Annotated in this window: 8 protein-coding genes; 3 read left to right on the top strand and 5 right to left on the bottom strand. The window is 72.0% G+C overall.

Annotated features, from left to right (window positions below; genetic code table 11):
- Positions 1–120: 120 nt before the first annotated feature.
- The gene (locus tag AAD528_RS05855) at positions 121–2,331 is read right to left on the bottom strand and encodes an NADP-dependent isocitrate dehydrogenase (protein ID WP_345751108.1); all 2,211 of its coding nucleotides are present in this window, start codon (positions 2,329–2,331) and stop codon (positions 121–123) included.
- A gap of 221 nt (positions 2,332–2,552) precedes the next feature.
- Between AAD528_RS05855 and AAD528_RS05850 the strand changes: the two genes are divergently transcribed.
- Entirely contained in the window at positions 2,553–3,875 is a 1,323-nt protein-coding gene (locus AAD528_RS05850; protein WP_345751107.1) for an acetyl-CoA C-acetyltransferase, read from the top strand.
- Between the two features lie 184 nt (positions 3,876–4,059).
- Here the strand turns inward: AAD528_RS05850 and hrpA are convergent, their stop codons facing one another.
- Complete coding sequence (gene hrpA, locus AAD528_RS05845) at positions 4,060–8,073, bottom strand: ATP-dependent RNA helicase HrpA (RefSeq protein WP_345751106.1); 4,014 nt, start codon at positions 8,071–8,073, stop codon at positions 4,060–4,062.
- Positions 8,074–8,308: 235 nt separating this feature from the next.
- Here hrpA and AAD528_RS05840 point away from each other — a divergent pair, with 235 nt between their 5' ends.
- Positions 8,309–9,583 (top strand): glycosyltransferase, encoded by a 1,275-nt coding sequence (locus tag AAD528_RS05840; RefSeq protein WP_345751105.1) that lies wholly within the window; start codon positions 8,309–8,311, stop codon positions 9,581–9,583.
- Positions 9,584–9,648: 65 nt separating this feature from the next.
- Positions 9,649–10,485, top strand: a complete 837-nt coding sequence (locus tag AAD528_RS05835) for an aldo/keto reductase (protein WP_345751104.1) — start codon at positions 9,649–9,651, stop codon at positions 10,483–10,485.
- Between the two features lie 46 nt (positions 10,486–10,531).
- On the opposite strand, the gene AAD528_RS05830 is transcribed toward AAD528_RS05835, so the two are convergent.
- The 3 genes from AAD528_RS05830 to AAD528_RS05820 all read right to left on the bottom strand — a co-directional run bounded on the left by AAD528_RS05830 (position 10,532) and on the right by AAD528_RS05820 (position 14,155).
- On the bottom strand, positions 10,532–12,046 hold the full coding sequence (locus AAD528_RS05830) for a dolichyl-phosphate-mannose--protein mannosyltransferase (RefSeq protein WP_345751103.1): 1,515 nt from the start codon (positions 12,044–12,046) through the stop codon (positions 10,532–10,534).
- Positions 12,047–12,082: 36 nt separating this feature from the next.
- Positions 12,083–12,568, bottom strand: a complete 486-nt coding sequence (locus AAD528_RS05825; protein WP_345751102.1) for a hypothetical protein — start codon at positions 12,566–12,568, stop codon at positions 12,083–12,085.
- 132 nt (positions 12,569–12,700) lie between these two features.
- Positions 12,701–14,155, bottom strand: a complete 1,455-nt coding sequence (locus AAD528_RS05820) for an MFS transporter (RefSeq protein ID WP_345751101.1) — start codon at positions 14,153–14,155, stop codon at positions 12,701–12,703.
- Positions 14,156–14,215: the final 60 nt, after the last annotated feature.

The following is a 14,215-nucleotide window of genomic DNA, read 5'->3' as shown; positions in this document are numbered from 1 at the left end:
GGTGCGGGTGAGGCTCACCTAACTTAGCATTGCCTGACCTGTCCTCCCAACCGCTCCGGAGCAGACGACGACGGCCCCGGATCCGCGCGGATCCGGGGCCGTCGAGGGGCGTGCGGTCTCTTACAGCGTGTCGATCGCCTGGTTGAACGTGGCGGAGGGACGCATCACGGCCGAGGTCTTCTCGGCGTCGGGGCGGTAGTAGCCGCCGATGTCGGCGGGCTTGCCCTGCACCGCGATGAGCTCGTCGACGATGGTCTTCTCGTCCGCCGTCAGCTTCTCGGCGAGCGGCGCGAACGCCGCCGCCAGCTCCGCGTCCTCGGACTGCTTCGCGAGCTCCTGCGCCCAGTACGACGCGAGGTAGAAGTGCGAGCCGCGGTTGTCGATCGAGCCGAGACGGCGGCCCGGCGAGCGGTCCTCGTCGAGGAACGTGCCGGTGGCACGGTCGAGCGTGTCGGCCAGGACCTGCGCCTTGGCGTTGCCGGTCGTCTGGGCGAGGTGCTCGAACGAGGCCGCCAGCGCGAAGAACTCGCCCAGCGAGTCCCAGCGCAGGTAGTCCTCCTGCAGCAGCTGCTGCACGTGCTTCGGGGCGGAGCCGCCGGCGCCCGTCTCGAACAGGCCGCCGCCGGCCATGAGCGGGACGATCGAGAGCATCTTCGCCGACGTGCCGACCTCGAGGATCGGGAACAGGTCGGTGTTGTAGTCGCGGAGCACGTTGCCCGTGACGGAGATCGTGTCCAGGCCCTGGCGGATGCGCGCCAGCGAGAACAGCGTCGCCTCGGCGGGGGCCATGACGTGCAGCTCGAGGCCCTCCGTGTCGTGCTCGGGCAGGTACTGCTCGAGCTTGCCGATGAGGTTGGCGTCGTGCGCGCGGCCCGCGTCGAGCCAGAACACCGCCGGCGTCTCCGAGAGGCGGGCGCGCGTGACGGCGAGCTTCACCCAGTCGCGGATCGCGGCGTCCTTCGTCTGGCAGGCGCGCCACACGTCGCCGGCCTGGACGGCGTGCTCGGTGAGCGCCTCGCCCGCCGAGTTCACGATCCGGACGGTGCCGGCGGCGGCGATCTCGAACGTCTTGTTGTGCGAGCCGTACTCCTCGGCGGCCTGCGCCATGAGGCCCACGTTGGGGACGGTGCCCATCGTGGCCGGGTCGAGCGCGCCGTTCGCCTTGCAGTCGTCGATCACGGCCTGGTAGATCCCGGCGTACGACGAGTCGGGGATGACCGCGAGCGTGTCGGCCTCCTGGCCGTCGGGACCCCACATGTGGCCGCCGATGCGGATCATCGCGGGCATGGACGCGTCGACGATGACGTCGCTCGGCACGTGCAGGTTCGTGATGCCCTTGTCCGAGTTCACCATCGCGAGCGCGGGGCCGTCGTTCAGGGCGGCGTCGAACGCGGCCTTGATCTCGGCGCCGTTGGCGAGCGAGTCCAGGCCCGCGTAGATCGCGCCCAGGCCGTCGTTCGGGGACAGCTCGGCGGCCGCGAGGTCGGCGCCGTACTTCTCGAAGACCGGCTTGAAGAACGTCTTCACGACGTGGCCGAACAGGATCGGGTCGCTGACCTTCATCATGGTGGCCTTGAGATGCACGGAGAACAGCACGCCGTCGGCCTTGGCGCGCGCGACCTGCTCGGCCAGGAACGCGTCGAGCGCCGCGGCGCTCATGAAGGTCGCGTCGACGACCTCGCCCTCGAGGACCTTCAGGTCGCTCTTGAGCACCGTGACGGATCCGTCCTCGCCGACGTGCTCGATCCGGAGCGCGTCGTCGGCGGGGATCACGACCGACTTCTCGTTCGAGAAGAAGTCGTCGTGACCCATGGTCGCCACGCTCGTCTTCGAGTCGGCGCTCCACGCGCCCATCGAGTGCGGGTGGGCCTTGGCGTAGGCCTTGACGGACGCGGGGGCGCGGCGGTCGGAGTTGCCCTGGCGCAGCACCGGGTTCACGGCCGAGCCCTTGACCTTGTCGTAGCGCGCCGCGAAGTCGCGCTCCTCGTCCGTCTCGGGGTTGCCCGGGTAGTCGGGGACGTCGAAGCCCAGCTTCTGCAGCTCGGCGATGGCGGCCTCGAGCTGCGGCACCGACGCGGAGATGTTCGGCAGCTTGATGATGTTGGCCGACGGGTCGTTCGCGAGCTCGCCGAGCTCGCTCAGGGCGTCGCCGATGCGCTGGTCCTCGGTGAGGCGCTCGGGGAACTGGGCCAGGATGCGGCCGGCGAGCGAGATGTCGCGGGTCTCCAGCTCGATGCCGGCCTTGGCCGCGTAGCTCGCGACGATCGGCAGGAACGAGTACGTCGCCAGCAGCGGCGCCTCGTCGGTGTGCGTGTAGATGATCTTCGACATGCGGAAGAAGCTCCTGTTTCGTCAGCCGATCGGCGCCGCGTGGGGCGATGCCCGGGCGCAGATTCTCTCGACTTCAAGATACCGGAGCGGTGCTGCGCCCCCGGACCCGCGGATCGCGCCACCTGTGCCGGCCCTACAGAGCCCCCGCACGGTCGCGCGGGATGTTGGCAGGTCGCCACGACGGATGCGCCCCCACGGAGGGAGGGTGTGAGGATCGTGGGATGACGGATTCCCCGAAGACGCAGATCCCCGGCTCCCGAGACGCCTATGTCGTCGGCGGCAACCGCATCCCGTTCTCGCGTGCCGGCCGGAAGTACGCCGACGCGTCCAACCAGGAGATGTTCACGGCGGCGCTCGCGGGGCTCGTCGGCCGGTTCGGGCTCGAGGGCGAGCGGCTGGGCGAGGTCGTCGGCGGCGCGGTCCTGAAGCACTCGCGCGACTTCAACCTGATCCGCGAGAGCGTGCTCGGATCGTCGCTCTCACCGCAGACGCCGGCCTACGACCTGCAGCAGGCGTGCGCCACGGGACTCGAGGCCGCGATCGCGGTGTCCAACAAGATCCGGCTCGGGCAGGTGGAGTCCGGCGTCGCGGGCGGCGCCGACACGATCTCGGACGCCCCCATCGCCGTGAGCGAGGGCCTGCGCCGCGTGCTGCTGAACCTGTCGCGCGCCAAGACCCTGGGGCAGCGCCTCAAGGTGCTGGCGTCGCTGCGCCCGGCCGACCTCAGGCCGCTGACCCCCTCGACCGACGAGCCCCGCACGGGGCTGTCGATGGGCGAGCACCAGGCCCTCACGACGGCGAAGTGGGGGATCACGCGCGAGGCGCAGGACGAGATCGCGCTGAACAGCCACCTGGCCCTCGCGGCGGCGTGGGACGCGGGGTTCTTCGACGACCTGGTCACGCCGTTCCGCGGCCTGACCCGCGACGACAACCTGCGCGCCGACACGTCGATGCAGAAGCTCGCGGCGCTGTCGCCCGTGTTCGGCCGGAACGGCGCGACGCCCACCATGACCGCCGGCAACTCGACGCCGCTGACCGACGGCGCCTCCGCGGTGCTGCTGGCGTCGCGGGAGTGGGCGCAGGCCCGCGACCTGCCTGTGCTGGCGCGGTTCGTCGACGCCGAGACCGCCGCGGTCGACTTCGTGGGCGGCCGCGAGGGCCTGCTCATGGCCCCCGTGCACGCCGTGCCGCGCCTCCTGGCCCGCAACGGGCTGACGCTCGACGACTTCGACTTCTTCGAGATCCACGAGGCGTTCGCCTCCACCGTGCTCACCACGCTCGCCGCGTGGGAGGACGAGGACTACTGCCGCACCGAGCTCGGCCTGGACGGCGCGCTCGGCGCGGTCGACCGCGCGAAGCTCAACGTCAACGGCTCCTCGCTCGCCGCGGGGCACCCGTTCGCGGCGACGGGCGGCCGCATCCTCGCCACGGCCGCGAAGCTCGTCGCCCGGCGCGCGGCCGAGACCGGCACGCCGGCGCGTGCCCTGATCTCGGTGTGCGCCGCCGGGGGCCTCGGCGCCACCGCGATCGTCGAATCCGCCTGACGTCGGGCGTCCTCCGCCGAGGAGATCTCCGCAATCGAGGACGGATCCTCGGATCCCGCTCCTCGGGAAGGGAGATCTCCTCCGCCCACGGCGGCGAGTCCGCCTCCGTTGCGCTCAGCCCGGCAGCCAGGCGCTCACGAGCGTCATCCGTCGGGGAGCGGGCCGCGCTCCGGTCCGCTCGGCGTCACGGGCGGAGGGCCTTCTGGACGCGCTGGACCGAGACCTGCTCGGCCGTGCCGAGGCGCTGGGCGAACAGGCCCACGCGCAGCTCCTCGAGCAGCCACCGGGCGCGCGCGAGGTGCGCGGGGGCGTCCTGCGGCAGCGGGATCGTGCCGCCCGCCTCGGTGTACGCCGCGGTGGCGCGCTCGAGCTCGGTCATCCAGGCGCGGTCGCGGCCGGGGTTGTCCGGCAGGACCTCGAGGCGCAGGCGCGCGCCCTCGAGATAGCGCGGCAGGTGCTGCAGGCGCGCGAGGCCCGTCGCGGACACGAAGCCCGGATGGATGAGCCCCGCCAGCTGACCGCGGATGTCGCCGAGCGGGCCGAGCAGCGCCATCGAGTTCGCGCTCTTCAGCCCGCGCTCGACCTCGCGCGCCGACAGCAGGATCCGGGCGACGAGCGAGACGCACGCGAACACGTCGTCGACGGATCCGCGGCTCACCTCCGCCTTGAGGGCGTCGAAGGCGGCGCGCGTGCGGGGGAGCGACCCCGCCCGCTCGAGCACCGCGTCGGCGACCGCGGCGCGGCAGTCCTCGATCAGGGCCTTCGCGGACGGGTACGGCGAGCCCGCGAGCGCGAGCTTCTCGTTCGCGGTGAGGTGCTCCTGCACGTACGACACGGGCGAGGGCACCTGCAGCAGCAGGAGCCGCCGCACGCCCCGCCGCGTCGCGGCGGCGGCCTTCTCGGGCGTCGCCTCCACGCGCAGCGCGACCGACGACCCCTCGTCCACGAGCGCCGGATATCCGCGCACGACGCCGCCGGCGACCCTCGTGTCCACGACCTCGGGCAGGTCGCCGAGGTCCCAGTCGGTCAGACCAGCGCGCTCGAGCACCGGGCGCGCGCCCGCGACCTCGGCCGGTCCGGATCGCCGTGCCTCGCGGTCGAGGGACCGTGCGACGCTCTGCCGCGCTCGCCCGGCGAGCCGGTCCTGCAGGGCGCGCAGGTCGCGATCCGATCCGAGCGCGCGGCCGCGCTCGTCCACCGCCCGGAACGACATCGTGAGGTGCCCCGGCACGCGCTCCAGCTCGAAGTCGGCCGCCGTCACCGGCTGGTTCGCCACGCGCTGGATGCGCTTCGCGAGCGCCGCCCGCAGCGACTGCGGCGGGCGGCCCGCGTGGTCCTCCGGTCCCGAGCCCTCCAGCTCGGCCGCGAGCTTCTCGGCCCAGTCTGCCGCGGGCACGACATGGCGACGGATCGCCTTGGGCAGCGCGCGCAGCAGCGCAGTGATGAGCTCCGACCGCATGCCCGGCACCTGCCAGTCGAAGCCGACCGGCTCGATCGAGGCGAGCAGCGCGACCGGCACGACGACCGTGACGCCGTCGTCGGGCGCGCCCGGCTCGAACCGGTATGCGAGGTTGAGGGTCTGATCGCCCTGCGTCCAGCGCGTCGGGAACTCGCGCGCGTCGGACGTCGCCTGCCCCTCGATCAGGTCGGCCTCGCGCATCGTGAGCAGCTTGGGCGTGTGCGCGAGCGCCTCGCGCCACCACGCCTCGAACGAGCGCACGTCGAACACCTCGGCGGGGATCCGGGCGTCGTAGAACGCGAACACGGCCTCGTCGCCGGCCAGGATGTCGCGGCGCCGCTCGCGCTCCTCGAGCTTCTCGAGGCGGCGGCGCAGCTCGTGGTTCTGCCGCAGGAACGCCGTGACGTTCTGCGCCAGCCTCGACGGGTCCCACTCGCCCTCGACCAGCGCGTGCCGCACGAACAGCTCGCGCGCGGCCGGGCGGTCGACGCGCGCGAACTGGATGCGCCGACGCGGCACGATCTCGACGCCGTACAGCGTGACCTTCTCGTAGGCGACCGCCGCACCCGCGTCCTTCGACCAGTGCGGCTCCGACACCTGGCGCTTGGCCAGGTCGCCCGCGAGCGCCTCGGCCCACGCCGGGTCGATCTGCGCGGCCGTGCGCGCGAACAGCCGCGACGTCTCCACGAGCTCGGCGGCCATGACCGCCTTGGGGCGGCGCCTGCGCAGCACGGACCCGGGGAACACCGAGAACCGGATGCCGCGCGCGCCGCGGTACTCCGCGCCGCGACGCGGGTCCTTCGCCTTCTCGCGCTCGTCGAGGATGCCGATCTGGGAGAGGAGACCCGCGAGCAGGGCCTGGTGGACGGAGTCCCCATTGCTCGCTGCGCTCGCCGTCGCACGCTCTCGGGCGCCCCTTCGGGGGCCCTCGGCGAGCGACCCGCCGTCGCTTCGCTCCGTCGAGGGCAGCGCTTCGCGCTGCGGGGTCGCTTCGCTCCACGCTCGCTGCGCTCGCACGGGGGCTCCCGAAGTGTCGTCCTGCCGAGCGCTCTTCTCCCGGCCGCCGAGGCCCGATGCGAGACCCCGCAGCTGGCGGTGCACGTCGAACCACTCGCGCACGCGCACGTAGTTCAAGAACTCGGCGCGGCACAGGCGGCGGAACGCGCTCGAGCCCAGCTCGCGCTGCTTGTCCTGCAGGTGGTTCCAGAGGTTCAGCAGCGTCAGGAAGTCGCTGGTCGGATCCGCGAACCGCGCGTGCGACTGATCCGCCTGCTCACGCTGCTCCTCCGGGCGCTCGCGGACATCCTGGATCGACAGCCCCGAGACGATCGCGAGCACCTCGGCGACCGTGCCGTTGCGCCCGGCCTCGACGAGCATCCGGGCGAACCGCGGATCGATCGGCAGGCGCGCGATGTCGCGGCCGATCCGCGTCAGCCGGGGCGATCCGTCGCGCGTCAGCACGACCGCGCCGAGCTCGACCAGCAGGTCGGTCGCGGCCTTCACGCCGCGCGAGTCCGGGGGAGTCAGGAACGGGAAGCGCGCGATGTCCCCGAAGTCGAGGGCGAGCGCCTGCAGGATCACCGACGCGAGCGACGTGCGCAGGATCTCCGGCTCGGTGAACTCGGGCCGCCGCGCGAAGTCGTCCTCGCCGTACAGGCGGATCGCGATGCCCGCGCTGGTGCGGCCGGCGCGGCCCGAGCGCTGCTGGGCCGACGCCTGCGAGATCGCCTCGATCGGCAGGCGCTGCACCTTCGCGCGGTTGCTGTAGCGCGAGATGCGCGCCGTGCCCGTGTCGATCACGTACTTGATGCCCGGCACCGTCAGCGACGTCTCGGCGACGTTGGTCGACAGGATCACGCGGCGCTTCAGCCCCGCGACCGTCGAGCGCTCGAACACGCGGTGCTGCTCGGCGGCGCTCAGCCGGCCATACAGCGGCAGGACCTCGGTGGGCGCGCGCTGATCCCGGAACGCGCCGCGCACGGCGTCGGCGGCGTCGCGGATCTCCGCCTCGCCCGGCAGGAACACCAGCACGTCGCCCGGCGCCTCGCGGTCCAGCTCGCGCAGCGCCGCGACGATCGCCGACACCTCGTCGTCGGCGTCGTACGCGTCCGCGACGGCCTCCTCCGCGGCGTCCGCCACGAGCGGCCGGTACCGGATCTCCACCGGGAACGTCCGCCCCGACACCTCGATGATCGGGGCGGGTGCGCCGTCCTGCGCCGCGAAGTGCTTCGCGAAAGAGTCAGGGTCGATCGTCGCCGAGGTGATGATCACCTTGAGGTCGGGGCGCTGGGGGAGCAGCTGCTTCAGGTACCCCAGCAGGAAGTCCACGTTCAGCGAGCGCTCGTGCGCCTCGTCGACGATGATCGTGTCGTAGCGCGACAGCATCCGATCCCGGTGGATCTCGTTGAGCAGGATGCCATCCGTCATCAGCGCGATGCGCGTCTCGTCGGACACCTTGTCGGTGAAGCGCACCTTGTAGCCGACGACGCCGCCGAGCGGCACCTGCAGCTCCTCCGCGACGCGCTCCGCGATCGTGCGGGCCGCGAGGCGGCGGGGCTGCGTGTGGGCGATGCGCTCCCGCCCGAGCTCGAGCGCGATCTTCGGCAGCTGCGTGGTCTTGCCGGACCCGGTCGCGCCCGCGACGATCACGACCTGGTGATCCCGGATGGCGCGCGCGATCTCGTCCCGCGCGCCGCTGACGGGCAGCTCGGGCGGGTAGGAGATGCGGGGCTCGGGCATAGCGTTCCAGTCTAGAAGTCGGATCCGCGACCTGGGATCACCCCCATGCCGTCCGGCTCCGGCACCCGGACGACGCGGTGCCTTCGGGTACCGGCCGCGGTCGCCGCGCGAGGCCGCCGGCGACCGTGAGTTTCCCCAGCGCGTCATCGGCTGACATATCCATCGCGTAGCATCACCGGAACTCGGCGGCGCGAACCTTCCGCCGACGACACACGACCCCCACGCAAGGAGCCGCATGTCCCGTCGCCTCGTCATCGTCGTCCGCGCCGATCCCGTGATCTGCGGACACTCCGGAGAAGCCCGCAATCTCGCGGAGGCGGCCATGACGCGCGGCTTCGACGAGGTGCGGATCGTGACATGGCCGATCGAGCGCCTGGAGGCCGCCGGTCTGCCGCTGAAGCCGCTCGAGACCGTGCTTCCCTACAGCGCCGGGATCACGGTGGAGCGGCCCGAGCCGGTGGGCGACTACAAGGTCGTCGACGGGCGCTACATCCAGGGGCTCGTCGGCCGGCTCGTCGAGCTGTTCACCGACGGCGTGCCGACCGTCGCGATGTCGCTGTACCTCAGCCCGCACACGACGGCGGTGACGGACGCCGTGGACGTCGCCCGCAAGACGGGGCTGCCGGTCAACGTCGTCACGATCGCGGAGGCGGTCGGATCCGACGTCACCAACGTCGTGCGCCAGTGTGTGACCGACGGCCGCTTCGGCGCGGCCGCGCACGTGCTCGAGTCGTACCTCGCGAGCGACGTGTGCGTCGCGGTCTCGCACTACACCAAGGACCTCATCGTCGAGGAGGCCGCGCTGCTCGACGCCATGCACGGCACGCGCTACGCCGCGCGCTGCGCCGAGAAGGTCGCGATCTCGTACCCCGCGATCGACTCGTCGCTGTTCCTCGACCTCGACCCGGGCGACATCGAGCGGCACCTCGCGGCCCGGGGCCTCGAGCGCGACGGCTACGTCTTCTACCTCTCGCGCCTCGCGCGCGCCAAGGGCGTCGAGGACCTCATCGCCGGCTTCGCCGCGTCGACGGCCGCGGCGAGCAAGCAGCTGGTCATCGCGGGCCGCGGCCCCGAGGAGCAGGAGCTGCGCGGCATCGCGGCCGCCTCGCCCGCGGCCGACCGGATCCGGTTCCTCACCGATGTCGACGACGCCGAGAAGCCGTTCCTGTTCGCCGGATCGGCCGCGTACGTGCTGCCGACCAAGCCCCGCCCGGAGTTCGTCGAGACGTTCGGGATCGCGCTCGCCGAGAAGGCGCTGTCGGGCGGCGGCCCCGCGATCACCACCCTCACGGGCGGCGTCGGGGAGGCCGTCGGCGACACCGCCCTGATCATCGACGTGGACGCGCCCGACGAGATCGCGGCGGCCATCGACCGCGCCCTCGCGATGGATCGCGCCGAGCGCGCCGAGTGGGAGGAGCGGGCGCGCGCGTACGCGCTGCAGTTCGACCGGATGGCCGTGTTCGACCGCCTCTTCGCGCGCGTCGCGGCGATCGACCGCGTCTTCGCCTGACCGGACCGGGAGCGGATCCGTCACGTCCCGCCCCGGTGGCGCGGATCCGCTCCTAGGCTCGAAGCATGACCGTACCCACCATCACGCTCAACTCCGGTTTCGAGATCCCGCAGCTCGGCTTCGGCGTCTTCCTGGTGCCGCCCGCCGAGGCCGAGAAGGCCGTCAGCGAGGCGCTCGAGGCCGGCTACCGCCACATCGACACGGCCGCGATCTACCGCAACGAGGAGGGCGTGGGCGCCGCGATCGCGAAGAGCGGCATCCCGCGCGACGAGCTGTTCATCACGACCAAGCTCTGGAACGACCGGCAGGGCGGCGACGAGCCGAGGGCCGCGATCGCCGAGAGCCTCGACAAGCTCGGCCTCGAGCACGTCGACCTGTACCTGACCCACTGGCCCGCGCCGGCGAACGACCACTACGTGAACGCGTGGCAGAAGCTGATCGAGATCCGCGACGCCGGGCAGACCAAGAGCATCGGCGTCTCCAACCACCTCGTCGAGCACCTCGAGCGCATCGTCGCGGAGACGGGCGTCACGCCCGCCGTCGACCAGATCGAGCTGCACCCCGCCTACCAGCAGCGCGACGTCACGCAGTGGGCCGCCGACCACGGCGTGTTCATCGAGTCGTGGGGCCCGCTCGGTCAGGGCAAGTACGACCTGTTCGGCGAGAAGGCCGTCGCCGACGCCGCGGCCGCGCACGGCAAGAGCCCCGCGCAGGTCGTCATCCGCTGGCACCTCGAGAAGGGCTTCATCGTCTTCCCGAAGTCGGTGAAGGCCGCCCGCATGGCGGAGAACTTCGACGTGTTCGACTTCGAGCTCACCGACGCCGAGGTCGCCGCGATCGACGCGCTCGACCCGCTCGACGGCTCGGGGCGGGTGGGCTCGCACCCCGCCGAGGTCAACTGACCGACCGACGAGAAGGGCCCCGGATCGCCGATCCGGGGCCCTTCCGCTAGATCCAGCCGGGCAGCCACATGTGGTCCCGCCAGAGGTCGTACGGCTCGAGGAATCCCGTGGACAGCGGCAGGAAGAAGATCCCGACGAGCACCGCGACGACCACGACCCCGATCGCGAACATCCGCCACGCGCGCGTCTGCGTCTCGGCCGCGCGCGCCGCGTACCGGATCTCCGCGTGGCTGGGCGCCGGCAGCAGCACCGGCTCGCGGGGTCGCCCGAGATACCCCAGCGCGAGCGCCAGCGCGATCACGAGGAACGGCAGCATCGTGACCGTGTAGAACTGGAAGATCGTGCGGGCGGGGTACAGCAGCCACGGCACGTACGTGAGGAGCAGGCCCGTGAGCACGATCACGGCGCCGAACCGCACAGCGCCGCCCCGGCGGCGGGCGAGCAGCACGCCGAGCAGGACGACCGCCGCCCACCCGCCGTACCACGTGATCGGATTCGGATGACTGCCGATCACGCCGATGCAGTCCTCGCTCCAGCCGCACCACGCGGCACCCGCATCGGGCCGCGCGAGCCACATCGCCGTGGGACGCAGCAGCAGCGGCCACTGCCACGCGGGGCTCGCGTATGGATGGCTGGTGGCCAGCCCGACGTGGAACCCGTACATCGACAGGTGGTAGTTCCACAGCGCGATCAGCGGGTTCGGATCCGAGCCGCGATCGTAGCCGCCCGTCGTCAGGAGCCAGCCGGTCCACGACAGCAGGTACACGACGACCGCGATCGGAACGAGCTGAAGGAACGTGACCGGCGCCTGGCGCACCGCGCCCGCGAGCGCACCGGCGACGCCCGCGCGCCGGCGCGCGGCGAGGTCGAGGAGGACGAGCAGGATGCCGACGCCCGCGAGCGTGTAGATCCCCGACCACTTCACGGCGGTCGCAGCCCCGAGCGCCGCCCCCGCCGCGACGATCCAGGGCCGGCGCCAGAGCACGGGCCCGCCCGTCCCGCCGCCCGGCCGCATGATCGCGGGCGCCGTGCGGTCGCTGTCGCGGAGCACGAACCAGAACGCCAGCGCGATGAGGAACGCCAGGAAGCCGTCGAGCAGCGCCACCCGGCTCAGTGCGATCGCGAGCCCGTCGATCGCGAGCAGGCCGCCGGCGATCGTGCCGACCGCGACCGAGCCGGACAGGCGGCGGGCGATCGCGTACACCAGCGGCACCAGCAGCGTGCCGAACAGCGCGGCCGAGAAGCGCCATCCGAACCCGCTGTCGGCGCCGAACAGCGCCATGCCGAGCGCGATCAGCCACTTCCCGAGCGGCGGATGCACGACGTACGCGGGACTCGTCTGGTAGACGTCCGTGTCGCCGCCCGTGAACAGGGCGTCGGCGTCGTCGGGCCAGGATCCCTCGTAGCCGAGGTGCAGCAGCGTCCACGCGTCCTTGACGTAGTACGTCTCGTCGAACACCAGGGTGTGCGGGTGCCCGAGGCCGATGAACCGCAGCAGCGCCGCGACGAGCGTCAGCACGAGCGGCACGATCCATGCGGCGGTGCGCGGCGCGATCCTCACCCGGCAAGCCTAGGGTGCGCGCCGGGCGGCGCCTCGTCAGGGCTCGAGCAGCGCGCGCATCCGGCGTTCGCGCGAGATCCGGCTCACGGTGTATCCGACGGCCATCAGGAACGGCGCGACGAGCAGCGGGATCAGCGTCCACGCGCTCCACTCGAAGTGGTGGACGAGCTCGCCGGTCTCCTTGGCCGCGATGCACAGCGCGCCCATGGCGACCGTTAGCCAGCCCGTCGCCTTGTTCTGGAAGCTCTGGAACCGCTCGCGCTGCGTCGGGGCCATCTGCGCGAGCATGGCCATGCGCCACTCGGACGTGCGCCGACGGTTCAGGACGAAGGCGACCGGCGGCAGCAGCCACCACCACGCGCTGATGTGCGGCGGCCGGCCGAGCGCGGCGACCCGGCCGCGCATCTCCTCCTGGTCGTCCTGATCGAAGCCCTCCTCCCGCAGCTCGATCGCGGCCTGGTACACCGGGCCGGCGAACAGCAGCCAGGCGCCGATGAACCCGAGCAGGAAGAAGACGTCCACAGGGGGCGATGGTAGCCGCCGACGACCCGCTCGAGAACGATCGGATGTGGTGACCGCCGCTGCCTTCGTGACGTGCTCCTCATCGGGACGGGCGACGCACGGTGGCCGCCGACTGCGCGGCTCGCCGCCCGCTCAGTGCGCCTCCTCCGTGTTGCGGGAGTCGGTCAGGGTCAGCGCGCCGACGGCGGCGATGACTCCGACGACGACGGCGAGGATCGCGAAGGTCACGCGCTCGCCGTGGAAGAACGTCGCGACCAGTTCCGCCGGCCAGACGCCGTCGGGCAGCGACACGGTCACCAGGGTCGCGATGAGCGTGCCGACCAGCGCGGTGCCGATGCTCGTGCCGACCTCCTGCGTGGTGTCGTTCAGGGCGGCCGCGATCGAGGTGCGGTTCTCGGGCATCGCGTCGATGAGCGCCACGGCGCAGATGGTCATCACCGTCCGCAGTCCGATCGTCAGCGTGACCATGAACAGCGCGATGGCCCAGTACCCCTGATCCACGCCCCAGGCGAGGCCGGCAAGCGACCCCGCGAGCAGGCCGGCGCCGACGAGGCAGGCGATGCGGTGCCCGAAGCGCCTGCCGAGCCACTCGGAGATCGGGGTCGCGCCGATCATGGTGACGATGAGCGGCAGGTTGGCGAGGCCCGCGACCAGCGGCGACCAGTGGTAGGCGTACTGGAAGTGCAGCACGAGGGCGAACATCACGCCCGCCATCGCGATCGACGTCGCGATCTGTGCGATCGCCGCCCCGCGCACCGTGCCGCTGCCCGCACCGGTGAAGAAGCTCAGGTCGAGCATCGGCTGCGCCGCGCGGCGCTCGCGCCAGATGAATGCGACGAGTGCGAGCAGCGCGCCGATGACGCATGCCCAGGTGAGGGGCGAGCCCCAGCCGTTCTCCGCGCCGCTGGTCGCCGCGTAGCAGGCGAGCCCGATCGTCGCGATCGAGAGGATCGCGCCCGGGATGTCGAGCCGGTCGCGGGTCAGCCCCGCCGGGTCGTCCGCCGGAACCCCCAGGCGCACGCCGATGACCGCGATCAGCGCGATGGGCGCGTTGACGACGAGCAGCCACTCCCACGTGATGTGGGCGAGCGCCGTGCCCCCGAGCACCGGGCCGAGGATGAACCCGCTCATGCCGACCACGATCATCAGGGTCATCGCGCGCATGCGCAGCGCCTGATCCTCGAAGAGCCGGAACACCAGCGAGTTGGTGATCGGCGCCATCATGGCGGCCGCGACGCCGAGCGCGGCGCGCAGCGCGATCAGCCCGGTGGCCGACTCGACCCAGATCACGATCAGGCTGATCAGGCCGAACGCCGACAGGCCCGCGAGCAGCACCCTGCGGCGACCGAACCGGTCGGCGACGGATCCCGCCGTCAGCAGCAGCCCGCCGAAGGTGAGGGAGTATGCGCCGGTCACCCACTGCAGATCGGTCGTGGTGCTGCCGAGGTCGCGGCCGATGGTCGGCAGGGCGATCGTCAGCAGCGTGTTGTCGACCATCTCGACGAAGAACGCGAGGCACAGCGCGAACAGCGGGATCCACGCGGCTCGCAGCGAGGTGTAGGTGCGGGGCTGCACGAGTGAGGACATGGTGTCTCCATATCGAACGACGTTCGACTGTCGAACGTCGTTCGATAGAATAGAACAACG

Source organism: Microbacterium rhizophilum, from assembly GCF_039605615.1.
Classification (GTDB): Bacteria; Actinomycetota; Actinomycetes; order Actinomycetales; family Microbacteriaceae; genus Microbacterium; species Microbacterium rhizophilus.
This window is presented reverse-complemented; position numbering and strand designations above follow the sequence as displayed.